This window comes from Mesorhizobium kamtschaticum (genome assembly GCF_056174585.1).
In genome coordinates this window covers 4,965,726-4,988,371 of record NZ_CM149691.1, presented here as the reverse complement: position 1 = coordinate 4,988,371, position 22,646 = coordinate 4,965,726, and the positions used below count along the sequence as shown (strand labels likewise).

The 22,646-nt window shown below is 61.6% G+C and carries 19 protein-coding genes and 1 pseudogene; 14 read left to right on the top strand and 6 right to left on the bottom strand.

What is annotated here, in order from left to right; translation table 11 throughout:
* Window positions 1-5 precede the first annotated feature (5 nt).
* From AC0V7N_RS24690 to AC0V7N_RS24635, 12 genes and pseudogenes are all read left to right on the top strand, one after another.
* A complete protein-coding gene (locus tag AC0V7N_RS24690) occupies window positions 6-1,499 on the top strand; it encodes a Do family serine endopeptidase (RefSeq protein WP_496627332.1) in 1,494 nt (497 codons plus the stop codon).
* A 41-nt stretch (window positions 1,500-1,540) separates the two neighbouring features.
* A pseudogene (locus AC0V7N_RS24685) lies at window positions 1,541-2,847 on the top strand (replication-associated recombination protein A).
* A 5-nt stretch (window positions 2,848-2,852) separates the two neighbouring features.
* Window positions 2,853-3,530 carry a DUF930 domain-containing protein gene (locus tag AC0V7N_RS24680; RefSeq protein WP_475450910.1) on the top strand — a complete coding sequence of 226 codons (678 nt, stop codon included), beginning with the start codon at window positions 2,853-2,855 and terminating at the stop codon, window positions 3,528-3,530.
* Between the two features lie 176 nt (window positions 3,531-3,706).
* Window positions 3,707-4,537: an aspartyl/asparaginyl beta-hydroxylase domain-containing protein gene (locus AC0V7N_RS24675; RefSeq protein WP_475450909.1), complete on the top strand. Its 831-nt coding sequence runs from the start codon at window positions 3,707-3,709 to the stop codon at window positions 4,535-4,537.
* Window positions 4,538-4,735: 198 nt separating this feature from the next.
* Window positions 4,736-5,701 carry a helix-turn-helix domain-containing protein gene (locus tag AC0V7N_RS24670; protein ID WP_475450908.1) on the top strand — a complete coding sequence of 322 codons (966 nt, stop codon included), beginning with the start codon at window positions 4,736-4,738 and terminating at the stop codon, window positions 5,699-5,701.
* 142 nt (window positions 5,702-5,843) lie between these two features.
* A complete protein-coding gene (adh, locus tag AC0V7N_RS24665; protein WP_496627331.1) occupies window positions 5,844-7,361 on the top strand; it encodes an aldehyde dehydrogenase in 1,518 nt (505 codons plus the stop codon).
* Window positions 7,362-7,500: 139 nt separating this feature from the next.
* Window positions 7,501-7,863: a DUF779 domain-containing protein gene (locus tag AC0V7N_RS24660; protein ID WP_475450907.1), complete on the top strand. Its 363-nt coding sequence runs from the start codon at window positions 7,501-7,503 to the stop codon at window positions 7,861-7,863.
* Between the two features lie 41 nt (window positions 7,864-7,904).
* A complete protein-coding gene (gene crcB / locus AC0V7N_RS24655) occupies window positions 7,905-8,279 on the top strand; it encodes a fluoride efflux transporter CrcB (RefSeq protein ID WP_475450906.1) in 375 nt (124 codons plus the stop codon).
* A 61-nt stretch (window positions 8,280-8,340) separates the two neighbouring features.
* On the top strand, window positions 8,341-9,321 hold the full coding sequence (locus AC0V7N_RS24650) for an RluA family pseudouridine synthase (protein WP_027028859.1): 981 nt from the start codon (window positions 8,341-8,343) through the stop codon (window positions 9,319-9,321).
* Window positions 9,322-9,368: 47 nt separating this feature from the next.
* Window positions 9,369-10,241 carry a DMT family transporter gene (locus AC0V7N_RS24645; RefSeq protein WP_475460473.1) on the top strand — a complete coding sequence of 291 codons (873 nt, stop codon included), beginning with the start codon at window positions 9,369-9,371 and terminating at the stop codon, window positions 10,239-10,241.
* Window positions 10,242-10,253: 12 nt separating this feature from the next.
* Window positions 10,254-11,045 (top strand): ATP12 family chaperone protein, encoded by a 792-nt coding sequence (locus AC0V7N_RS24640; protein ID WP_475450905.1) that lies wholly within the window; start codon window positions 10,254-10,256, stop codon window positions 11,043-11,045.
* Window positions 11,046-11,223: 178 nt separating this feature from the next.
* Entirely contained in the window at window positions 11,224-13,113 is a 1,890-nt protein-coding gene (locus AC0V7N_RS24635; RefSeq protein ID WP_475450904.1) for an MFS transporter, read from the top strand.
* Between the two features lie 87 nt (window positions 13,114-13,200).
* Here AC0V7N_RS24635 and AC0V7N_RS24630 read toward each other — a convergent pair whose 3' ends face one another.
* Window positions 13,201-13,392 carry a DUF2735 domain-containing protein gene (locus tag AC0V7N_RS24630; protein WP_475450903.1) on the bottom strand — a complete coding sequence of 64 codons (192 nt, stop codon included), beginning with the start codon at window positions 13,390-13,392 and terminating at the stop codon, window positions 13,201-13,203.
* 316 nt (window positions 13,393-13,708) lie between these two features.
* Here AC0V7N_RS24630 and AC0V7N_RS24625 point away from each other — a divergent pair, with 316 nt between their 5' ends.
* Window positions 13,709-14,749, top strand: a complete 1,041-nt coding sequence (locus tag AC0V7N_RS24625) for a glutamine synthetase beta-grasp domain-containing protein (protein ID WP_095203299.1) — start codon at window positions 13,709-13,711, stop codon at window positions 14,747-14,749.
* A 109-nt stretch (window positions 14,750-14,858) separates the two neighbouring features.
* On the opposite strand, the gene AC0V7N_RS24620 is transcribed toward AC0V7N_RS24625, so the two are convergent.
* The 3 genes from AC0V7N_RS24620 to AC0V7N_RS24610 form a co-directional block, all read right to left on the bottom strand.
* Window positions 14,859-16,358 carry a hypothetical protein gene (locus AC0V7N_RS24620; protein ID WP_496627330.1) on the bottom strand — a complete coding sequence of 500 codons (1,500 nt, stop codon included), beginning with the start codon at window positions 16,356-16,358 and terminating at the stop codon, window positions 14,859-14,861.
* Window positions 16,359-16,506: 148 nt separating this feature from the next.
* Window positions 16,507-17,670, bottom strand: coding sequence for a DmpA family aminopeptidase (locus AC0V7N_RS24615; protein WP_475450900.1), 1,164 nt, complete (start codon window positions 17,668-17,670; stop codon window positions 16,507-16,509).
* Window positions 17,671-17,702: 32 nt separating this feature from the next.
* Window positions 17,703-18,305 (bottom strand): TetR/AcrR family transcriptional regulator, encoded by a 603-nt coding sequence (locus tag AC0V7N_RS24610; protein WP_475450899.1) that lies wholly within the window; start codon window positions 18,303-18,305, stop codon window positions 17,703-17,705.
* Between the two features lie 147 nt (window positions 18,306-18,452).
* Between AC0V7N_RS24610 and AC0V7N_RS24605 the strand changes: the two genes are divergently transcribed.
* On the top strand, window positions 18,453-19,874 hold the full coding sequence (locus AC0V7N_RS24605; RefSeq protein WP_475450898.1) for an APC family permease: 1,422 nt from the start codon (window positions 18,453-18,455) through the stop codon (window positions 19,872-19,874).
* Between the two features lie 695 nt (window positions 19,875-20,569).
* On the opposite strand, the gene glnA is transcribed toward AC0V7N_RS24605, so the two are convergent.
* Window positions 20,570-21,979, bottom strand: a complete 1,410-nt coding sequence (glnA, locus tag AC0V7N_RS24600) for a type I glutamate--ammonia ligase (RefSeq protein ID WP_475450897.1) — start codon at window positions 21,977-21,979, stop codon at window positions 20,570-20,572.
* A gap of 60 nt (window positions 21,980-22,039) precedes the next feature.
* Window positions 22,040-22,378, bottom strand: a complete 339-nt coding sequence (locus AC0V7N_RS24595) for a P-II family nitrogen regulator (protein ID WP_006205430.1) — start codon at window positions 22,376-22,378, stop codon at window positions 22,040-22,042.
* Window positions 22,379-22,646 lie beyond the last annotated feature (268 nt).

Below are 22,646 nucleotides of genomic sequence, written 5' to 3'. Positions count from 1 at the left end.
CGCGAATGCGCGCCAAAAGACTGTCCCTCGTTCTGCTCTGCGCCTTCATGGTGTTCGCAGCCGCACCGGCAGTCCGGCAGGCGCTGGCCGAAGACGCCGCAAAGCCCGCCGATCCGGGGTTGTCGGACGTACTGACCGACCTGTTGCATGGCGTTGAAGGCGAGAATTCCACCTCCGGTCCAGACAAGCGCGTGCCGTTCGGCCGCGAGGAGGTGCAGCTTTCGTTCGCGCCGCTGGTCAAGCAGACGGCACCCGCCGTGGTCAACGTCTATGCCTCGCAGACGGCCAAGGTCACATCGCCTTTTGAAGGCGATCCGTTCTTCGAGGAGTTTTTCGGCCGCGCCCAGCCGCGCGCGCAGTCTTCGCTGGGCTCGGGCGTGCTCGTCGATCCGAGCGGTGTCATCGTCACCAATTTCCACGTCATCAAGGATGCCGACGAGGTCAAGGTGGCGACCGCCGACGGGCGGGAATTCACCAGCAAGGTGATGCTCAAGGACGAGACGCTCGACCTTGCGGTACTCAAGATCGAATCCGACAAACCCTTCCCGGTCATCGCCATCGGCGATTCCGACGCGCTTGAGGTCGGCGATCTGGTGCTGGCCATCGGCAACCCCTTCGGCGTCGGCCAGACCACCACCAGCGGCATCGTTTCAGCACTGGCCCGCAGCCATATCGGCGTTTCGGATTCCGGCTATTTCATCCAGACGGACGCTGCCATCAATCCCGGCAATTCCGGCGGCGCGCTGATCAACATGGGCGGCCAGCTGGTTGGCATCAACACCGCCATCTACAGCCGCAGTGGCGGCTCGATCGGCATTGGCTTTGCCATCCCCGCCAACATGGTGCGGGCTTTTGCCGATGCCGCCAAGGCCGGCCTCGATTTCTTCGAACGGCCTTATATCGGCGCCGAGTTCGAAGCTGTGACGCCGCAGATCGCCGAATCGCTCGGCATGGAGAAGCCGACAGGGGCGCTTGTGTCTTCTGTCGAAGCCACGGGTCCAGCCGGCAAGGCTGGGCTGAAGGCGGGCGATGTCGTGCTGCAGATCAACGGCAAGCCCGTCGAGAGCATCGAGGCGCTGGACTATCGCATGGCGACGCTCTCGATCGGCACCAAGGCGAATTTCGCGATCCTGACCAAGGGCCAGCAAGCGGCCATGGACATTGCGCTGGAGCGCGCGCCGGAAGGTGCGAAAGCCTCGGAAGTGACGCTGCATGGCCGCAGCCCGTTCTCGGGCGCCAAGGTTGCCGAACTGTCGCCGCGGCTGGCTCAGAAGCTCGGCCTGCGCACGGATCTCAAAGGCGTGACGGTGATCGACATCAACCGCGATTCGCCGGCCGCCGATTTCGGCTTCCAGCCGGGCGACATCGTGCGCGAGGTCAACGGCACCACCATCGATACCGCCGCGACGCTGGCGCAGGTTGCCCAGCAGGATACGCGCTGGTGGCGCTTTACCGTCGAGCGCGGCGGGCAGATACTGCGCCAGGTGTTGCGTTACTGAGTTCGATCTGAAGGGATCGCGCTCCAAACCAAAAGAAGTGCATGGCCGATCTGTTCAGCGTTGACGAACCGGAAAAGGCGCCGCCCGGGCGGCCGCTGGCCGACAGGCTGCGGCCGAAGATCTTGGCGAGGTCGTCGGCCAGGAACATCTGACGGGGCCTGATGGCGCGCTGACCCGGCTGATTGGTTCGGGTTCGCTCGGCTCGATGATCTTCTGGGGGCCGCCGGGTACCGGCAAGACCACAGTGGCGAGGTTGCTCGCCGGCGAAACCAGCCTTGCTTTCGAGCAGATATCGGCGGTGTTTTCCGGCGTCGCCGACCTGAAGAAGGTGTTCGAAGCGGCCAAGCTTCGCCGCGCCAACGGTCGCCAGACCCTGCTTTTCGTCGACGAAATCCATCGCTTCAACCGTGCTCAGCAGGATTCTTTCCTCCCCGTCATGGAGGATGGGACGGTCGTTCTGGTTGGCGCCACGACAGAGAACCCGTCCTTCGAATTGAATGCCGCGTTGCTGTCTCGCGCGCGCGTCATGGTCTTTCATTCGCTTGGTGAGGAGAGCATCGCCAAGCTGATGGTGCGGGCGGAGGAGACGGAGGGCAGGGCGCTGCCGCTCGACGACGAGGCGCGTACGATGCTGATCCGCATGAGCGATGGCGATGGACGCGCATCGCTGACGCTCGCCGAGGAAGTCTGGCGTGCCGCCAAGCCCGGCGAGATATTCGACCCCGAAGGGCTGCAGCGCATCGTCCAGCGCCGCGCGCCGATCTACGACAAGGGCCAGGACGGCCATTACAATCTGATCTCGGCGCTGCACAAATCGGTGCGCGGCTCCGATCCTGATGCAGCGCTCTACTATCTCGCCCGCATGTTCGATGCCGGCGAGGATCCGCTCTATCTCGGCCGCCGGCTGGTGCGCATGGCGATGGAGGACATCGGCCTTGCCGATCCACAGGCGCTGGTCGTCGCCAATGCCGCCAAGGACGCCTATGACTATCTGGGCTCGCCGGAGGGCGAGCTCGCCTTTGCCGAGGCCACCGTCTATCTCGCCACTGCGCCGAAATCCAATGCCGTCTACACCGCCTTCAAGGCGGCCACACGCGCTGCCAAGGAGCATGGTTCGCTGCTGCCGCCTAAGCACATTCTGAATGCGCCCACCAGGCTGATGAAGGAAGAGGATTACGGCGCGGGCTATCGCTACGACCATGATGAGCCGGACGCTTTTTCGGGCCAGGACTATTTTCCAGAGAAGATGGGCCGCCAGACCTTCTACGATCCGCCTGAGCGTGGTTTCGAGCGCGATATCCGAAAGCGGCTCGACTATTGGGCAAAGCTGCGCAAAGAGCGGGAATAACAGGCTTGCGCGGCCCGGTGGTCGTCACGCTTCGAAGCGAGGCCTCGCCATGGGGCATTCCCGCCTCGGTTGTCCTTCACACGCTGCTCGCAGCAACGCTGGCCTTGATGTCGTTGCCGAAGCCGCCGAAGCGGCTGGAAGAGGAACGGGTGTCGGTCGACATCCTGACGCCACAGCAGTTCGAGGCTTCGACAAGACCGCCGCCAGCACCGGCACCGCCTCCGGCACACGAGGCACGTGCGCCGGTGCCCACACCATCGCCGAGTGCTCCTCAATCTCTACCGCCCTCCGCGCCGACCATGATCCGGCCGACCGAAATGCTGTCGGCCAAGACGCTCGCCGATCCACGCAGCCGGCAGGCGCGCGCCGATCTTGCGACCTTCGGTTCCGACGAGCGTATGGTGCAATTGTGCAATCTCGAGGCCATGGACCAGATCCGACGCTGGCGCGCGGACTTTCATCCGGAACGCGTCGTGCCTTACGCAACGGCCGAAGAGAAGGTCCGCGGCACCACGATCGCCGCCGACGGCGCGGCTTTCCGCAGTCGCAAAAACTGGTATAATCTGAAGTTCAAATGCCAGCTCGCACAAGACGGCGAAAGCGTCATCGGCTTTGAGTTCCTGGTCGGCGATCCCGTGGCCAGGGAGAAATGGGACGAGCTCGGCTTGCCAGCGGTGCATTGACCCCAGTGGTGCATTGACCGAAGTCTGGCAAATTCCACCAGGCAGTTGCCAGGCCACGACGTCGCGGCGTTGTGCGGCGACCCAAAAAACCTTATCAAGGCGCACGGCCGGGCGGTGGTCGTTGCCGAGATTTGGCACACTCATTCGCAACAGGATCGCGCTCCGCGCGTGGAAAAATGACAAAAACCCTTCGCAAATCGCTTCGCAAATTCGCCATCGCCATCCCGCTTCTCGCCCTTGGCTTCTATTTCATCCCCATTCTGACGACGATCTTCATCGTTTGCGGCCTGATCGACGTGCTGCGCAACGACAGGAAGGATCTGTCGCTGTTTTCAGGCTACTTCCTCGGCAACGGCCTGTTCACCTGGCTGCTGTCGCCGTTCAACCTGCTGGTCGACCTGCTCTGCTACAGGAATCCCGGCGTCTGGAAGCTGGAGCAGTTTCCGGAGGATTATCAGCGCGAGGTCAATGAGGTCCTGGACATCTTCAAGGCGCGCAAGGACGAGATCATCGCCGACATCGACGCCAATTTCGGCACCGGCCGGCGCGGCATGTATGTCTACCAGTGGTACGGCAAGCACAGGATCGACAACGTCGCCGAGTTCAACAAGGACTTCAAATACATCAAGACCATTGCCGTGTCGGTCTTCAGCAAGCGCGAATCGACCTCCTGGCATTTCGGCCCACTGCGGCTCAGCCTGCGCATCCTCTACAATCTGGTTCCGGTGAAGTCGGAAATCTTCGTCGAATGCGGCAATGTCAAGAACTACTGGTACGACAACCCGCTGTTCATTTTCGACGACACGCTGCTGCATCGGTCGGTCAACGAGTATGACGGCCGCCGCTACTGCGTGTTCATGGACATTATCAGGCCGTCCCCGGTTCCGCGCCTGATAGCAGGCATGCTCGCTGTCGTGTCAGTCAGCGTCGAACGCATCAATTCGATGTTCTACAAGAACTGGAAGATGATCGGCTCGACCAAGCCGAAGAAGGTCGAAACCACCTGAACTGAAACCTTCGCGGCGCTGCCGGCCTCGCTGGCAGCGTTCTGGCGCGCTTTTCGCGGTCGGCTACCTCCCGCAACTGCTGCTGTTGGACCATTGTCTTATAGCGTCGGCAGTCGCTGATCCCCTACAACTCGATGCAGCGGATATATCTGAGCGGATATAACGCTGCTTGAGTTGGAAGCGCCTTGGGAGGATGAGGTGAGCGGACAGCCGGCCCATCATGCCGATATCGTCCAGGCGGCCATTGCCACCAGCGATGCCGCCCGATCGGCGTTGGTTGCCTCCTGGAGACGCTCGCTCACGGTGCATGGACTGGATCCTGGCCAACGACAGGCGCCTCGACGGCTGACCGAAGGCGAGTTCAGGCTGGCGCGGCAGCGGGTCGAGCAGCTGCTGCGGGCCGCGGATGCGAGCCTTGATCGTCTCTATCTTGCGGTCGGCGGCATTGGCTGTTGCGTCCTGCTTGCCGATCGCGACGGTATCCCTGTCGAACGCCGCGGGGCTTCCGCCGATGACGAGACCTTCGACGAATGGGGCCTGTGGACCGGGACAGTATGGAGTGAGGACTCCGAGGGCACCAACGGCATCGGCACATGCCTGGCCGACCAGCGCGCGCTGACCATTCATCGTGACCAGCACTTCTTTTCGAGCAACACGCTGCTCAGTTGCACCACGGCGCCGATTTACGACCACGAGGGCAATCTGGCTGCCGCGCTCGATGTCTCGTCGTGCCGGTCGGATCTGACCGAAGGCTTTGTCGGCCTGATCGCCATGGCGGTCGGTGATGCTGCCCGCCGCATCGAGGCCGAGAATTTTCGCCTGTCTTTTCCCAATGCCCGCATTCTGCTTGCCTCGGCGGCCGAGCGCGGCGCCGGTGCGCTGATTGCGGTCAACGGCGATGATCTGGTCGTCGGCGCCACACGCTTGGCGCGGCAGACCCTCGGCATCACGCAACAGGCGCTGGCAAGGGGGTTGCCCGCCGCCGACATCCTCGGCGATTTCGCCAAGGCCGCGGAAGAACTGGAGGACGCGGAGCGCGGAGTGATCCAGCGGGCGATCGCGCGCGCCGATGGCAACGTCTCCGCCGCCGCGCACAATCTCGGCATTTCCCGGGCCACTCTGCATCGCAAGCTCGCCCGCTTCGGCATCCGCCGGCCACATTGAGGTTTCGGCGCCGAACCTGTCGCAATCTTGCGACAGTCGGCCCGGGGTGGATGACTTGGCTGGGCTGACAAAGCCCGATGGCATCCTCACTCTCCCTGGCAGCGCGGTACATCCCGTACCGCTGTTTCCTGGGAGGAAGACAATGAACAAGGTGGAATTTTCACGCACGGCCAAGGTGCCCTTCGCCAAGCGTTACGACAACTACATCGGCGGCAAATGGGTGGCGCCGCATTCAGGACGGTATTTCGACAACATCTCGCCGGTCAATGGGAAGCCGCTGGGCGAAATCGCCCGTTCGGATGCAAACGACATCGAGGCGGCACTCGATGCCGCGCACAAGGCCAAGGACGCCTGGGGCAGGACCAGTGCCGCTGCCCGTGCGCTGATCCTCAACCGCATCGCCGATCGTATGGAGGACAATCTCGACCTTCTGGCGCTCGCCGAGACCTGGGACAACGGCAAGCCGATCCGCGAGACGACCGCAGCTGACTTGCCGCTGGCCATCGACCATTTCCGCTATTTCGCCGGAGCCGTACGCGCCCAGGAAGGCGGCATCTCCGAGATCGACCATGACACCGTCGCCTATCATTTCCATGAGCCGCTTGGCGTCGTCGGCCAGATCATTCCGTGGAATTTTCCGCTGCTGATGGCGGTGTGGAAGCTGGCGCCGGCTCTTGCCGCCGGCAATTGCGTGGTGCTGAAGCCGGCCGAACAGACACCCGCCACCATCATGCTGTGGGCGGACCTGATCGGCGACCTGCTGCCGGATGGCGTGCTCAACATCGTCAACGGCTTTGGTCTCGAAGCCGGCAAGCCGCTTGCGTCGTCCAACCGCATCGCCAAGATCGCCTTCACCGGCGAGACCACGACCGGTCGCCTGATCTCGCAATATGCCAGCCAGAACCTCATCCCGGTGACGCTGGAACTCGGCGGCAAGTCGCCCAACATCTTCTTCCAGGACGTAACCTCGCAAGATGACGACTTCTTCGACAAGGCGATCGAAGGCTTCGTCATGTTCGCGCTCAACCAGGGCGAGGTCTGCACCTGCCCCAGCCGGGCGCTGGTACATGAGAAGATCTACGACAAGTTCATGGAAAAGGCGCTGAAGCGCGTCGAGGCGATCGTCCAGGGCGATCCGCTCGACCCGGCAACCATGATCGGCGCGCAGGCATCGAGCGAGCAGCTGGAGAAGATCCTGAGCTACTTCGACATCGGCAGGCAGGAAGGCGCCGAGGTGCTGATCGGCGGCGAGCAGAACCATCTGCCCGGCGATCTGGCCGGCGGCTACTACGTCAAGCCGACCGTGTTCAAAGGCCACAACAAGATGCGGGTCTTCCAGGAGGAGATTTTCGGGCCAGTGGTCTCGGTGACGACCTTCAAGGATGACGACGAGGCTCTGTCGATCGCCAATGACACGCTCTACGGTCTCGGCGCCGGCATCTGGAGCCGCGACGCCAACCGCTGCTACCGCTTCGGCCGCGCCATCCAGGCCGGCCGTGTGTGGACCAACTGCTACCACGCCTATCCCGCGCACGCGGCGTTCGGCGGCTACAAGCAGTCCGGCATCGGCCGCGAGAACCACAAGATGATGCTCGATCACTATCAGCAGACCAAGAACATGCTGGTCAGCTACAGCCCGAAGAAGCTCGGCTTCTTCTGAGAGCCCCTCCCGGGGCTGCGTATGACCTCGGAGGGCCCTATCTCTCCGACGGGATCATGCGTATCCGCAAAGGGGCGCGGCCATGCGCCGCGCCCCGATCGCTCGATGATGCCCGATCGCTTGATGATGGAGGAATGCCGTGCTCGACAAGGTTTCGCTTGGGAAAGTCTCGGCCACGCCGGAGGCCAGAACATTCCTGGCTGAAATCATCGCCGACCATGGCCCGGTGCTGTTCCATCAGTCGGGCGGCTGTTGCGACGGCTCCTCGCCAATGTGCTATCCCCGGAACGATTTCATCGTTGGCGACAATGACGTCATGCTGGGCGAGATTGGCGAGACACCGGTCTATATCAGCGCTTCGCAATATGAGGTGTGGAAACACACCGATCTCATCATCGACGTGGTGCCGGGCAGGGGCGGCATGTTCTCGCTCGACAACGGGCGCGAGAGGCGCTTTCTGACGCGTTCAACTGTGTGTGCGATCCCATCGCCCTCGGCGTGAGGGGATTGACGTCACCGCCCTTGCACGGGCAGTAGACGACGATGTTCAATCTGCTTCTCGTCGTCGTCGGCGGCGGCATCGGCGCCGGCATCCGCCATCTCACCAACATCGGCGCGTTGCGGCTCGTCGGCTCCAACTACCCCTGGGGCACGATGGCGATCAACATTGTCGGGTCTTTTGCCATGGGCCTGTTCATCGCCACCCTGGTGCGCCGCGGCGGATCGAACGAAGTCAGGCTGTTTGTCGCCACCGGCATCTTTGGTGGCTTCACCACGTTTTCCGCCTTTTCGCTCGATTTCGCGACATTGTGGGAGCGCGGCGCCACGCTGCCGGCGTTCGGATATGCGCTGGCCAGCGTCATTGGCGCCATCATCGCCCTGTTTCTGGGACTTTGGCTCGCAAGAAGCCTGCCTTAGTGCTATTGCCGCGCCAAGCGCAGGCTGAGCCCTGCTTTGGAAACGGATAAGCGAAGAAAAAATGGCAGGCGTTGAACAGATAACGGTGGAGGCCGGCGAGGCGGGCATGCGGCTCGATCGCTGGTTCAAGACCCATTTCCCGGGCCTTGGTTTTGGCCATCTGCAGAAGTTGCTGCGCTCCGGCCAGATCCGCGTCGACGGCGGCCGCGTCAAGGCCGACAGCCGTGTCGAGCCTGGCCAGGTGGTGCGTGTTCCGCCGCTCGAGGTCGACAAGAAGGGCGAGAGCGCGCTGACCGGTCACTCGATCCGCAACCAGGGCGATGCCGACGTCCTGGCGAAAATGCTGATCCACGAGGACCCGAAGGTTTTCGTCTTCAACAAACCGGCGGGCCTTGCGGTGCAGGGCGGTTCGGGAGTCACACGCAATGTCGACGACATGCTGGAAGCCTGGCGCAACCAGAAGGGTGAAAAGCCGCGGCTGGTCCACCGGCTCGACCGCGACACGTCGGGCGTGCTGGTCGTCGCCCGCTCGAGACTGGCGGCCATGAAGCTGTCGGAGGCGTTCCGCGCTCGCGAGACCAAGAAAACCTACTGGGCTCTGGTCAAAGGCGTGCCGCCGAAGCGCGAGGACAAGATCTCGACCTGGCTGATCAAGGAGCCGACTGAGGACGGCGATCGCGTTCGGGTCGCCGCGCATGGTGAAAAAGGCGCCGACCACGCCGTCTCCTATTACCGCATCATCGAACAGGCGGCGCAGACCATGACCTGGTTGGAGATGGAACCCTATACAGGCCGCACCCACCAGCTTCGTGTCCATGCCGCCTATATCGGCTGCCCGATCATCGGCGACCCGAAATATTTCGAGGCCGACACCAACTGGGATTTCCCAGGTGGTATTCAAAATCGCCTGCATCTGCACGCGCGCCGCATCATCATTCCGCATCCCGACAAGGGCGTCATCGACGTCACCGCGCCAATGCCGCCGCATATGCGTCAGAGCTGGAACCTGATCGGCTTCGACGACGCCAGCGCGGAGGACTGAGCTTGAGCGGCGCCACCGACGCGCTCGATCGGCGCGACACAATCGACATGGCCGCCGCCGCCATCATGGTCGGCCTGACCTTTTCCTGGGGCCTGAACTACGTCGCCGCCAAGATCTCCTACGCCGGCTACGACCCCGTCTTCCTGTCGATCGCACGCTCGATCATCGGCGGCTTCTGCGTCTTCCTCTGGTGCCGCTGGCGCGGCATCGCGCTGTTCACACGCGATGGCACGTTGCTGGCCGGCATCGCGGTTGGCGTGCTTTTCGGCGTCGAGTTCCTGTGCCTCTATGTCGGCCTTGAGCACACGACCGTTGCCCGCAACACGCTGCTGGTCAACTCCATGCCGTTCTGGATGCTGATTGGCGGCCACTTCCTGCTTGGCGAACAGATCACCATGCGCAAGTTCCTTGGCCTGCTGCTGGCCTTCGCCGGCCTTGCCGCCGTCTTTTCCGACAAGCTTGGCGGCGGCGGGGACATGCTGTTCGGCGATCTGCTGAGTCTCGGCTCCGGGTTTTTCTGGGCTCTGACCAATATTCTCATCAAACGGTCGAAACTGATTGAGGCGAGCGCCGAGAAGCTGCTGCTCTATCAACTCGCCGGCGCGGCGATCGTCGGCCTGTTGGTGCTGCCGCTCGCCGGCCCGCCGGTTCGCGATCCCTCGCTGTTGCCGACATTGGCACTGCTTTTCCAGGCGATCTACATCGTCGCTTTCACCTATGTCCTGTGGTTCTGGCTGCTGCGCCGCTATCCGGCCTCCGGCCTGTCCAGCTTCACCTTCCTGTCTCCGGTTTTTGGTGTTTTGTGCGGTGCGATCATCTTGAACGAACCACTGACCATTCGCATTTTTCTGGCACTCGGCCTGATTGCAGCGGGCCTGATCATCGTCAACCGGCCGGCACGCAAGCTGACCCCGGTGTAAGAGAGTTTCTTCATGCGTGACATCCTCAACGATCTCGAAGCGGGCAAGTATCTTTCCGATCCGGATCCGGTGCGCCGCGCCCAGATTCAGATGAAGACACCGCAGCCCAAGCGCTTCTACAAGACCGTCTCGGTTGCGCCGATAGAGGGCGGTTTTGCCGTGCATCTCGACGGCAAGCCGGTGCGCACGCCGGGCAAGGCGCTGCTGGCGCTACCGACCGAGGCGGCTGCAGCGCTGGTTGCCGAGGAATTCGCTCAGCAGGGCGAGACGATCAATCCGGTGACGATGCCGGTGATGCGGCTGGTCAACACCGCCATCGATGGCGTCGCCAGTGATCCGCAGGCGGTGCTGGAAGACATACTGCGCTTTGCCTCATCGGACCTGCTCTGTTACCGCGCCGATGCGCCGCAAGGGCTGGTCGAGCGACAGAACGACAAGTGGGATCCGGTCATCGATTGGGCGCGCGCCACGCTTGGAGCCCGCTTCAACCTTGCCGAAGGGATCATCCATGTCGAGCAGCCGCGTGAGTCCATCGCCGTTCTGGGCAGTCATCTTGCGCAGCGCGCGGAACCGCTGCGGCTGGCCGCCATCCACGTCATGACCTCGCTGACCGGTTCGGCGCTGCTGGCGCTGGCCGTCGATTTCGGCGAACTCGACGCAGAGGCCGCCTGGGCCGCCGGCCATGTCGACGAAGACTGGCAGATCGAGCATTGGGGGCAGGACGCCGAAGCAGTCGCGCGCCGCGCCGCCCGCAGGCGCGATATGGTGGCTGCGGTCAGCCTTCTCGAAGCGCTCAAGGCCTGACCGGCCGGTCCCTACCGCACTGCACCTAATACCAAAGTCATAATCCCATCGTCGCTCTGCCTTCGGCGAGCGCTTTCTGTCATTTTTTCCGTGATGGCTGTGGTGAGTCCGCGTTCGGAGGAGAGCGCGGACAGGAATGCACAGCATCGAGGACAGGGTCTCACGGGAGGACAACTCAATGGCAATTGCATCGACCGCCGGCGGAGCAAGCCGCGGCATGACGCGGGAGGAGAAGAAGGTCATCTTCGCTTCCTCGCTCGGCACCGTTTTCGAATGGTACGATTTCTATCTCTACGGCTCCCTCGCAGTATTCATTGGTTCGACTTTCTTCAGTCCGACCATTCCCGAAGCGACGCGCAACATTTTCGCGCTGCTGGCTTTCGCCGCTGGCTTCCTCGTGCGCCCGTTCGGCGCATTGCTGTTCGGCCGCATCGGCGATCTTGTCGGCCGCAAATATACATTCCTCGTCACTATGACCATCATGGGCCTGTCGACCTTCCTGGTCGGCTTGCTGCCTGGTTATGCTAGCTGGGGTATCGCCGCTCCGGTAATCCTGATCATCTTGCGCATGCTGCAGGGCCTGGCGCTCGGTGGTGAATATGGCGGTGCTGCGACCTATGTTGCCGAGCATGCACCTAACGACCGCCGCGGTTTCTATACATCATGGATCCAAACGACGGCGACACTCGGCCTGTTCCTGTCGCTGATCGTCATCCTGATCGTGCAGGCGTCACTGAGCAAGGAAACCTATGCCGCCTGGGGTTGGCGCATTCCTTTCATCGTCTCCTTCCTGCTGCTCGCGGTTTCAGTCTGGATCCGGCTGTCTCTCTCCGAGTCTCCGACGTTCCAGAAGATGAAGGACGAGGGCAAGGGTTCCAAGGCGCCGCTCTCGGAAGCCTTTGGCCAGTGGAAGAACGCCAAGATCGCCATCCTGGCGCTCCTCGGTCTCACCGCCGGTCAGGCCGTGGTCTGGTACAATGGCCAGTTCTACGCGCTGTTCTTCCTGCAGAACGTGCTCAAGGTTGACGCGCAGTCTGTCAATATCATGATCGCTATCGCGCTCGCCCTTGGGTCGATCTTCTTCGTCGTCTTCGGTTGGCTTTCCGACAAGATCGGCCGCAAGCCGATCATCATGGCGGGTCTCGCCTTGGCGATCGTCTGCACCTTTCCGCTGTTCAAGGCACTGACCTGGGCCGCCAACCCGGCGCTCGCCAACGCTCAGAAGAACACGCGTGCGACGGTGACCGCCGCACCTGGCGACTGCAAGTTCCAGTTCAACCCAGTCGGCACCGCCAAGTTCACGACGTCTTGCGACATCGCGACCTCGTTCCTGACCAAGAACTCGGTTCCCTATGACGTGTTGTCGACGGCGGCCCCCGGAGCGGCTGCGTCGGTCAAGATCGGCAATGAGACGGTGGACTCCTACGATGCCATCGCAGCTGGCGACCAGGCGAAAGCCAAGGACGCGGCCTTCGTCAAGGCCGTCAACATGTCCCTGCAGGACGGTGGCTATCCGCTGAAGCGTGGGGCGATCAAGATCGCTGACCAGAAGCTCGACGCGTTTGTCACCGCCAATCCGGAACTCAAGCTCGATGCCGCCGCCATCCGTGCCGGTGAGAAGGCGACTGTTCCGGTCGACCAGGCGATCAAGGACAAGATCCTGACCAAGGACGAGGCCGCGGGTGCGCCGGAGGTCACGGTCTACAACATACCGGGCGGTGGCGCTTTCGCCATGTTCGCCGACCCGGCCGGGATCAACTGGCCGATGACGATTGGCATCCTGTTTATCCTGATCCTCTTCGTGACCATGGTCTACGGGCCGATCGCGGCGATCCTTGTCGAGATGTTCCCGACCCGTATCCGCTACACCGGTATGTCTCTGCCCTATCACATCGGCAATGGCTGGTTCGGTGGTCTGCTGCCGGCGACGGTGTTCGCGCTCAGTGCCTACAAGGGCGACATCTACTACGGCCTTTGGTACCCGGTGGTGATCGCGGCCTTCACGCTCGTCATCGGCATGATCTTCGTCAAGGATACGCTTGGAACGGATCTGCACTCCAAGGAGTAGCCGACGGCCTACGGATCATCGGCCAACAGAAAGCCCGGCGTGATCGCTCACGCCGGGCTTTTCATGTTTCGGACCCGAAGAAGCGGATCAGCTCTTGCGCTGGTTTTCTTCCTCGACGGCTGCTTCGTGATACCAGCCGTCAAAATCGGCGTGCGTGTTGCGCAACGAAGCGATCTCTGCCGCGAATTTCGCCTTCGCGCCTAAATTTGAGGCAGAGTTGCGCGCTGCCAGAGGGAACATCAGAATTTTTGCCGACGGACGGGAGTGGACGACTTCCATGAGCGGTCTCCTTTCTTCTTCAGGAGCTTTTCGATTCAGCTTTCCCAGAAGATAGGTCCTGCGATTCATTTAGGCAATATGCCTACGAAAAGATCATCAAATGCCTAATATTTATGCATAATCTGGGTTTGATTGATATGGCCCCAGTGATGAGACGGCTGAGTAAATTCAGCGCAATATCGCGGCCATTTTGCCGCACCCGTCGACGCCGGAGTGGCACACGAATTGCATTTTATCAATCGGCAGCGCCGGCTGCCGACGGCAGACGCATGTCGACCCCGTCTGGTGTTCGGTGATCAAGCAACGAGAGGCTAGAATGACGAAATACAAGCTCGAGTACATTTGGCTCGATGGTTACACCCCGGTCCCCAACCTTCGCGGCAAGACGCAGGTCAAGGAATTCGCCGAATTCCCGACGCTCGAAGAGCTGCCGCTGTGGGGCTTCGATGGTTCCTCGACGATGCAGGCCGAGGGCCACAGCTCCGACTGCGTGTTGAAGCCGGTCGCGGTTTATCCGGACCCGACCCGCACCAATGGCGTGCTGGTCATGTGCGAAGTCATGATGCCCGACGGCGTCACGCCGCACGCTTCCAACAAGCGCGCCACGATCCTGGACGACGAGGGTGCCTGGTTCGGCTTCGAGCAGGAGTATTTCTTCTACAAGGATGGCCGCCCGCTCGGCTTCCCGGAGAGCGGCTATCCCGCGCCGCAGGGCCCGTACTACACCGGCGTCGGCTACAAGAACGTCGGCGATGTCGCGCGCCAGATCGTCGAAGACCATCTCGACCTTTGCCTTGCCGCCGGCATCAACCATGAAGGCATCAACGCCGAAGTGGCCAAGGGCCAGTGGGAATTCCAGATCTTTGGCAAGGGCTCCAAGAAGGCCGCCGACCAGATGTGGATCGCCCGCTATCTGCTTCTGCGCCTCACCGAAAAATACCGCATCGACATCGAGTTCCACTGCAAGCCGCTCGGCGATACCGATTGGAACGGCTCGGGCATGCATGCCAACTTCTCGACCGCCTATATGCGCGAAGTCGGCGGCAAGGCGTATTTCGAATCGCTGATGGCGCAGTTCGACAAGAACCTGATGGACCACATCGCCGTCTACGGGCCGGACAACGACAAGCGTCTGACCGGCAAGCACGAGACCGCGCCATGGAACAAGTTCAGCTATGGCATCGCCGACCGTGGTGCGTCGATCCGTGTGCCGCACTCCTTCATCAAGAATGACTACAAGGGCTATCTGGAAGACCGCCGCCCGAACTCGCAAGGCGACCCCTACCAGATAGCTTCGCAGATCCTGAAGACCATCTCGGAGGTTGCGACCGACGCGAAGGTCTCGGCTGCCGCGTAATCATTCGTCGAATGTGGGGCTGACGGCCCCATGCCATCTGACAACCGAACAAGAACCTCGGCGAAAGCCGGGGTTCTTTTCTGCCGCAGGTCTGGTGAGCGCCGGTTGACTATTGAACTGCCGCAAGCGCGGCATCCACGTCATTGCAGAAATCCAGACACCATTTTCTGGCATAGTCCTGATCGATCCCCACCAGGCTCGCCTGCTCAAGCGTGCTCCTTGCCTTGGGGAGATTGTCATTGCGAAGGTAGCGGCCAGACTTCAGGAGCAGCGCAAGCGAAAGAGTTTGCCGAGCGCTCTCATAAGGCGTCAGCGAAAGCGCCTTTCCCGCGTACTCGATAGCGCCGTCGGCGTCAGCAAAGCGCATCAGCAAAAACTGCGCATAGTTCGCGTTCAGGTTTGGCGCCGTTGGCGCCATTTCCAATTGCCGCAGGTAGTAGCGCTTCGCAGTGTCTCCGGTGCCGACACGCCCATCGGCCCTTGCAATCAATTCGTCATCCTGCAGGCCTGCTTGCTTGTAGAGAGCGATCAACTCCCTGAATTTTCCTTGAGCGTAGAGCTGTGTGCCTTTTTTGGGTGCTACCAATTGCACAGGATATTGTCTGCTTTCGCCCTCGGCGATCAATCGTTGGATCTCGGGCGAATCGTCGAGGCTTGCGGCGATGTCGAAACGAAGGCTCCAGGCCATTTGGGCGACATCCGGATCATCCCGGATTTTGTCCAGTATCTTGAGTGCGGCCTTCGCGTAGTCCGGCTGGTATCGGAAAGTCCCAGCGTAGAAATACAGATATCCAGATGCCAGGTTCCAGCGCGCCATCTGAAGCTGAAAATCCGGCGTCGGCTCCGACGAAGCCAGGACGCGCTGCGTGACTTGCGCGAGCGTTTGCAGAAGTCCCGGCTGAAACCTGTACTGATCCAGTGCCTTTGCCATGACCGTGGCCAAAGTCGAAGCATCTGCGTCGATTTTATAGATCTGGTCCGCGAGCAGATCGGCGGATTTGTCATCCGGGATGCCGCCATTGTTCGCGATTGCCACGACAGCCTCGGCGATTGCCAATGGTTGCCCTTTCGCTTTGGCAAGGCCAGCCGTGGCGGACATCACTGCCTTGTTGGGATCGCCGGTTCGGTCGAACAAAAGTGCCCAGCTTAGATCGACCCAGGGATCCTTGGCATCGAGTTCAGCTGCCTTGCCGAGTTGAAGCCTGGCGCTCGCCGGGTCGCCCGAGAGAATGAAGGCGCGAGCACCCAGAATGTAGGATTTGGCATAGGTCGGCTCGAGTTTTTGCAGCTCCAGAACAATCGGAGTGAATGACTTGGCTCCGATGACCATGCCGAGGCCGTCCGAAACCCATAGCCATTTGGCGCGGGCTGCCTCCACTTGAATCGGGATAAAGCCTGGGTGGGCGGCGCTGAAATTCTGGATGTCCGCCTGAACCTTCGCGACTTGCGCGGCATCGCTGCGCCAATTGTCGAGGGCGCTCACGATATTGTCGAATGCGGCTTTGTCGGTTTGGCTAAGCTGTTGGAGGCTGCCGCCAAACGTGCTGGAAGATTGCCCCATCATGAACAAGGCGACCAGTAGGGCGGCAATAACTCGCCTGGCGATCATCGGGCAATGCTCCATCTTTGCAACCGAGGATAGATGGATAGATTTATGACCGGGTGAATCCGGTCATGAAAATTGAAGAGATGACGGTGAGTGATTGTCATCGGGCGGCAGCTTGTTGGTGCCGCCCCGGATTAAAGCGTGCAAAGGGTCAGCCGGCGATAGCGTCGCGCACCTTCAGTGCGGCGATAACCTTCGCATGCGGCAAGGCAGGCATACGGTTGCCGTCGCGGCCGGTCATGTCGCTGTTGGCGACGAGCGCGTTGAGCACCGCCTCCTCGGTTGCCTGCACGACGGCAGCATAGAAATCGTCCATGCGGCCCCACGGGATGAAGTCCATGCGGCTGTAGCTCTCTTCGCTGGCCGGGCCTTTGGGAAAGCGGCCGTTGAGCGCATCGCGGTTGGCGGTCGAGAAGCCGAGGAAAATGTCGCCGGAGAAATGTGAGCCCGTAGTGCCGGTCCGCGCCAGGCCGAGCGGCACGCGCCGGGCCAGCGCCTTGCATTGGCCCGGCAAGAGCGGGGCGTCGGTGGCGATGATGCCGATGCAGGAGCCAGCGCCCGTCGGGCCGCCCCGGAAGTACGCCTCCATCGGGTTGTCGTCTGCCAGCTGATTACCAAGCGGTACGCCGGCGATGGTGAGCTCGCGGCGCGACCCGAAATTGGCCTGCAGGAAGACGCCGACAGTGTAGGAGCGATGGCCGTAGTCTACGATCCGTGAGGCCGTGCCCGAGCCGCCCTTGAAGGCATAGCAATTCATGCCTGTGCCGCCGCCGACCGAGCCTTCCTCGATGCGCCCGCTCGCCGCGTTGTCGATCGCGGCAATCGCATGATCGACCGTGACATGCGAGCCGTTGATGTCGTTGAGATAGCCGTCCCAGGTTTCGGCCACCACCGGCAGCAGCCACTGTTTCGCGACATCGGGCTTGTGGCGGGCCACCCAGTCGATGACGCCGCGATGGCAGGGACCGATCGCATGGGTGTTGGTGATCAGGATCGGCAGGCTGATGCTGCCGGCCTCCTCGATCCACGATGCGCCGGTCATCTCACCATTGCCGTTGAAGGAATGGTAGCCGGCGGCACAGGCGACGCCGACGCCGTCATGGCCGAACGGCAAAATGGCCGTCACGCCGGTGCGCACCGGTCCTTGTCCATTGAGCTTGCCTTCGCCCTTGATGATCGTGGAGTAGCCGACCAGGACACCACCGACATCGGTGATGGCATTGGCGGGGCCGGGCGTGCCTTGCAAGGGAATGGCGAGCGCGCGGGCCCGCGCCTTGCCGGCTGGCGTGGTGGTGTGGGTCGGCAATTGGTCCATGCTTGGGGTTCGCTCCGTTGATGTAAGCCGGCTCAGCGAAGGCTGCAGCCGGTCGCAAGCTCGGCGTAGCTGGTCAGGATTGCCAGCGCCGACGGTTGATCGACCGCGGGCACAACGTTGACGAGATGCAGCCCCAGCCCGTCCTCGAGCACCACTAGGCTGCGCGCGATCGTCTCGCTGGCCGCCTGCAGCTCGAAGATGCCGGTGGCGGAACCCGCTTCCAGAATGCCGACGTAGATCGACACCTGCCGTTCGAACAGCGTGATGTGGCGTGCGGCATAGCTCGGATCCGAGCGCGAGTAGGCGCCGAGCTCGAGCAATAGCCGGCAGAGCTGGTCATCCGCATCGGTCGGCAGTCCGTTCTCGATCATCGTTTTCAACCGCAGCCGCGGATCGGCGATCTCGGCGACCGACGCCGCGCGTATCGTGCAGAACCGCTCGACAGCCTTGCGCTGCACATCGTCCAGCAGGTCCTTCAGGCCGGGATAATAATAGAGCAGGGCGCTCGAACTCATCCCTGCCTCATTGGCGACGTCGCGCAGGGTGACGCCGGCAAGGCCGCGCCTGGCGATCATCGATTCTGCCGCCGCGACCAGAGTGAGGCGGCGATCGGTCTGGGTTTTGGGTCGTCCCATTTCTGTTTCCTGAATTTGATTCAGTTAAAAACTGGCATGTGAATTTTTGCAAGCATCAATGCGGCATATTTGTTGACGATATCTGACTCCATCGATAGGTTCCGCGTCGGAGGATAATTTTTATCTGATTAAAAAAAGGGGAGGACGATGTCTACAAACGAAGCAACAACAGGGGCGGTCGACAAGGCTGCGCCAACCGCCAAGGGACTGGACCGGGCACTCAATGCGCTGGGCACGCTGATGATCGTGCTGTCGGCGGTGACGCCGGCATCCTCGGTGTTCATCATCGTGCCGGGCGTCATCGCGCTCGCCGGCACCGGCTCATTTCTGAGTTTCGTCATTGCCGCCGTCATCGGGCTGTTCATGGCCTTCGTCTACGCCGAACTGTCATCGGCCTATCCGATGGCCGGCGGCGAATACACCATGATCGGCCGCACGCTTGGCCGCTTCTGGGGCTTTGTCACGCTGGTGCTGGTGTTTATCTCGATCGTGCTGATCGTTGCCGTCATCGCGCTTGGTGTCGGCACCTATCTCGGCGTGCTCATCCCCAACCTCAGCCCACAATGGGTCGGCGTGGTGACAATCGCGCTTGCCGGTACGGTCGCGGCCATGCGCATCAAGCTCAACGCCTTCGTCACAGGCATCTTCCTCGGCATCGAAATGCTGGCATTGCTGGTTCTGACTGGCCTCGGCTTTGCCCATGTCGAGCGGCCGCTGTCGAGCCTGTTCACGTCGCCGCAATTGCTCGATGCCACCAACACGCTGGTCCCGGCGTCGGCCGGGATCATCCTTGCGGCCACCGCCGTTTCGCTCTTTGCCTATAATGGCTATGGCGCGGCCGCCTATTTCGGCGAGGAGACACAGGACGCCAAACGCAACATCGGCAAGGTCGTGGTCTGGGCGCTGTTGATCACTGTCGCCGCGGAGCTGATCCCGCTGACCGCCGTGCTTCTGGGGTCGCCCGATCTGGCGGGACTGCTCGCAGCTCCCCAGAAAATAGAATATTTCCTCGAGGCGCGCGGTGGCCATGCGCTGACGGTGCTGATCAGCCTTGCCATCGCGGTTGCGATCTTCAACGCGGTCATCGCCATCATCCTGCAGGCAGCGCGGCTGCTGTTCAGCTCCGGCCGCGACAAGACCTGGTTTGGCCCGATCAATGCGGCGGTCGCCTCCGTCCATGGCAGCTACGCGTCCCCCTGGATCGCCACCATCGTCGTGTCGGTGCTGGCGGCGGTCGCCTGCTTCATCGACATCAACCTTTTGCTGGTGGTCAGCGGCACGTCGCTGGTGGTGATCTACGCGCTTCTGTGCGTGGCGGCGTTTGCCGGGCGCCGCAACGGCACCACGGCTGGCGGACACTACCGCATGCCCTTGTTTCCGGTGCCGGCCATCCTTGCCTTCGTGGCGCTGGTCTATGTCGCCTATCAGAACCTGCTCGACGCCGCCTTCGGGCGCCCGAGCCTGATCGCGACGCTGCTGATCATGGTCGTGGCGGCGATCTACTATGTTCTGGTCCTGGCTAGGCGGACGGACTGGAATCTGCACGGCCCCGACGAACTTGCCGGATAGGCGCCGCCCTCCGACGCTGCGTCCGTGCGAGAACCCCGGCCTTCGCCGGGGTTCTTTTGCCATGCTGGCCCGGCGGACCGAATTCCCCCAAAAAAAGTCAGGTTGAAAAGGATTCGACAAATTCACCAGGCTGAGAGGCTTTTGATTGACGCCCCTTGCCCCCATTGGTGCCGTGCGTTTCCGTGTTCCCTGAAAAAGCCCGGAAAACAGCCTGTTTCAGGTCATCCGTACACCAATGATCAGTTATATAAGCCTCTGATCAAACACTGAAATCGGCGTTCGACACCTCCGACCGGTGGCGTTGACAGATTGCACCGCAGCATGCGTATTCGGGCCTTGGGGTTACGCCAAAGCGATGCTGTTCGAACGGGGCGGGGTTTCTTGAACGACGGCATTGGCGGGGGCGCCGGACGAGCGGGCATTGCAGCCTGAGGCAGTGTGCCGCTCGCTCCTCGCTCGCTCCAGGCGTTCGATTGCGCTCGAAAATGGCCACGCGCACGCCTTCATTCGCGGCTTCTGCCGGCGGCCATAGCCCAGGCAAATCCTGCCATCCAGCGATCCGTTAAAACCAGAAGAGCTTGCCCGCTGTTGCGTGGCTGGTCGCACGCAATCCATCCGCGGAGCATTGGGGGCAGCAAAAAGCCCTTGAAGGCGGAAATCCTTCAAGGGCTTTGCATGGTTATCCCAAAGGGATCTTAGACCGAATAGTACATGTCGTATTCGACCGGATGCGGGGTCATTTCGAAGCGCATCACCTCGGCCATCTTCAGCTCGATGTAGCTGTCGATCTGGTCGTCGTCGAAGACGCCACCGGCCTTCAGGAAGCCGCGGTCCTTGTCGAGGCTCTGGAGCGCTTCACGCAGCGAACCGCAGACGGTCGGGATCTTCTTCAACTCCTTCGGCGGCAGGTCATAGAGATCCTTGTCCATCGGCTGTCCCGGATGGATCTTGTTCTTGATGCCGTCGAGGCCGGCCATCAGCAAGGCGGAGAAGGCCAGGTAGGGGTTCGCGCCCGGATCGGGGAAGCGGACCTCGACGCGCTTGGCCTTCGGCGACGAGCCGAACGGGATGCGGCAGGAGGCCGAGCGGTTGCGTGCCGAATAGGCGAGCAGCACCGGCGCTTCATAGCCGGGCACCAGGCGCTTGTAGGAGTTGGTCAGCGGGTTGGTGAACGCGTTGACCGCCTTGGCGTGCTTGATGACGCCGCCAATGAAGAACAGGCAGTTCTCCGACAGGCCGGCATATTCATTGCCGGCGAAGGTCGGCTTGCCACCCTTCCAGATCGACATGTGGACATGCATGCCCGAGCCGTTGTCGCCGAAGATCGGCTTCGGCATGAAGGTTGCCGTCTTGCCATAGGCGTTGGCGACCTGGTGCACGACGTATTTGTAGATCAGCATCTTGTCGGCATTGCGCACCAGCGCGTCGAATTTGATGCCAAGCTCATGCTGGGCGGCGGCGACTTCGTGATGATGCTTTTCGACGCGCACGCCCATTTCGGCGAGCACGGTCAGCATTTCCGAGCGCATGTCCTGCGCGCTGTCGATCGGCGGCACCGGGAAATAGCCGCCCTTGACGCGCGGGCGGTGGCCAAGGTTGCCGGTCTCGTAGTCGGTGTCGTCATTCGACGGCAGTTCGGTGGAATTGAGCTTGAAGCCGGTGTTGTAGGGATCGGCCTTGTACTTGACGTCGTCGAACACGAAGAACTCGGCTTCCGGGCCGACATAGATGGTGTCGCCGATGCCTTCGGCCTTCATGTAGGCCTCGGCCTTCTTGGCCGTGCCGCGCGGGTCGCGGTTGTAGGATTCGCCGGAGACCGGGTCGAGGATGTCGCACAGGATGACCATGGTCGATTGCGCGAAGAACGGGTCCATGTGAACGGTGTCCGGATCGGGCATCAGCACCATGTCGGACTCGTTGATGGCCTTCCAGCCGGCAATCGACGAGCCGTCGAACATGACGCCATCGGCAAACATGTCTTCCTCGACCTCGACGACATCCATCGTCACGTGTTGCAGCTTGCCCTTCGGGTCGGTGAAGCGCAGGTCGACGAATTTCACGTCGTTGTCCTTGATCTGCTTCATGATGTCTTTGGCTGTCGTCATGTCATGTATCCCTGTTTGATGACGTTTTTTGATGGATGACGGTTCTTGGAGGATGGCTTGTCAGACGGCATCCATGCCGGTTTCGCCGGTACGGATGCGTACAACTTCCTCGATATTGGAGACGAAGATTTTGCCGTCGCCGATGCGGCCGGTCTGGGCCGCCTTGCGGATGGCTTCGATCGCGCCTTCGACCGCATCGTCGCCGAGCACGACCTCGATTTTCACCTTGGGCAGGAAATCGACGACGTATTCGGCGCCACGGTAGAGTTCGGTGTGGCCTTTCTGGCGTCCGAAGCCCTTGGCCTCGGTCACGGTAATGCCTTGCAGTCCGGCCTCCTGAAGCGCTTCCTTCACTTCGTCCAGCTTGAATGGCTTGATGATCGCTTCGATCTTTTTCATGTAAAAAGTGGCCTCCACTGCCAAAAAAACGGGTTGTGAGCCCCCGCTTGCGCCTCAATCAAGCACGAACTGTGCCAATCCGAGGGATTCGAAGCGGTCTCATACGATTTCGAAGCCATGCCGCACCTGGATGCAAATTCGCGTCATTCACTGCAACGGATGCGGCATGGGCTGCAAGAGCCTATACAGTGCCGTCATTTGCGTCCGCGCAAAAACCAGGCAAGCTGCTCATATAATGGGCAATCTCGCGCCTGCGACGTGCATTCTG

Coding starts and splice junctions, on each gene's coding strand:
- AC0V7N_RS24690 (WP_496627332.1), top strand. CDS start 6: ATGCGCGCCAAAAGACTGTCCCTCGTTCTGCTCTGCGCCTTCATGGTG.
- AC0V7N_RS24675 (WP_475450909.1), top strand. CDS start 3,707: ATGACAAAAACCCTTCGCAAATCGCTTCGCAAATTCGCCATCGCCATC.
- adh (WP_496627331.1), top strand. CDS start 5,844: ATGAACAAGGTGGAATTTTCACGCACGGCCAAGGTGCCCTTCGCCAAG.
- crcB (WP_475450906.1), top strand. CDS start 7,905: ATGTTCAATCTGCTTCTCGTCGTCGTCGGCGGCGGCATCGGCGCCGGC.
- AC0V7N_RS24650 (WP_027028859.1), top strand. CDS start 8,341: ATGGCAGGCGTTGAACAGATAACGGTGGAGGCCGGCGAGGCGGGCATG.
- AC0V7N_RS24645 (WP_475460473.1), top strand. CDS start 9,369: ATGGCCGCCGCCGCCATCATGGTCGGCCTGACCTTTTCCTGGGGCCTG.
- AC0V7N_RS24640 (WP_475450905.1), top strand. CDS start 10,254: ATGCGTGACATCCTCAACGATCTCGAAGCGGGCAAGTATCTTTCCGAT.
- AC0V7N_RS24635 (WP_475450904.1), top strand. CDS start 11,224: ATGGCAATTGCATCGACCGCCGGCGGAGCAAGCCGCGGCATGACGCGG.
- AC0V7N_RS24630 (WP_475450903.1), bottom strand. CDS start 13,392: ATGGAAGTCGTCCACTCCCGTCCGTCGGCAAAAATTCTGATGTTCCCT.
- AC0V7N_RS24625 (WP_095203299.1), top strand. CDS start 13,709: ATGACGAAATACAAGCTCGAGTACATTTGGCTCGATGGTTACACCCCG.
- AC0V7N_RS24620 (WP_496627330.1), bottom strand. CDS start 16,358: ATGATCGCCAGGCGAGTTATTGCCGCCCTACTGGTCGCCTTGTTCATG.
- AC0V7N_RS24615 (WP_475450900.1), bottom strand. CDS start 17,670: ATGGACCAATTGCCGACCCACACCACCACGCCAGCCGGCAAGGCGCGG.
- AC0V7N_RS24610 (WP_475450899.1), bottom strand. CDS start 18,305: ATGGGACGACCCAAAACCCAGACCGATCGCCGCCTCACTCTGGTCGCG.
- AC0V7N_RS24605 (WP_475450898.1), top strand. CDS start 18,453: ATGTCTACAAACGAAGCAACAACAGGGGCGGTCGACAAGGCTGCGCCA.
- glnA (WP_475450897.1), bottom strand. CDS start 21,979: ATGACGACAGCCAAAGACATCATGAAGCAGATCAAGGACAACGACGTG.
- AC0V7N_RS24595 (WP_006205430.1), bottom strand. CDS start 22,378: ATGAAAAAGATCGAAGCGATCATCAAGCCATTCAAGCTGGACGAAGTG.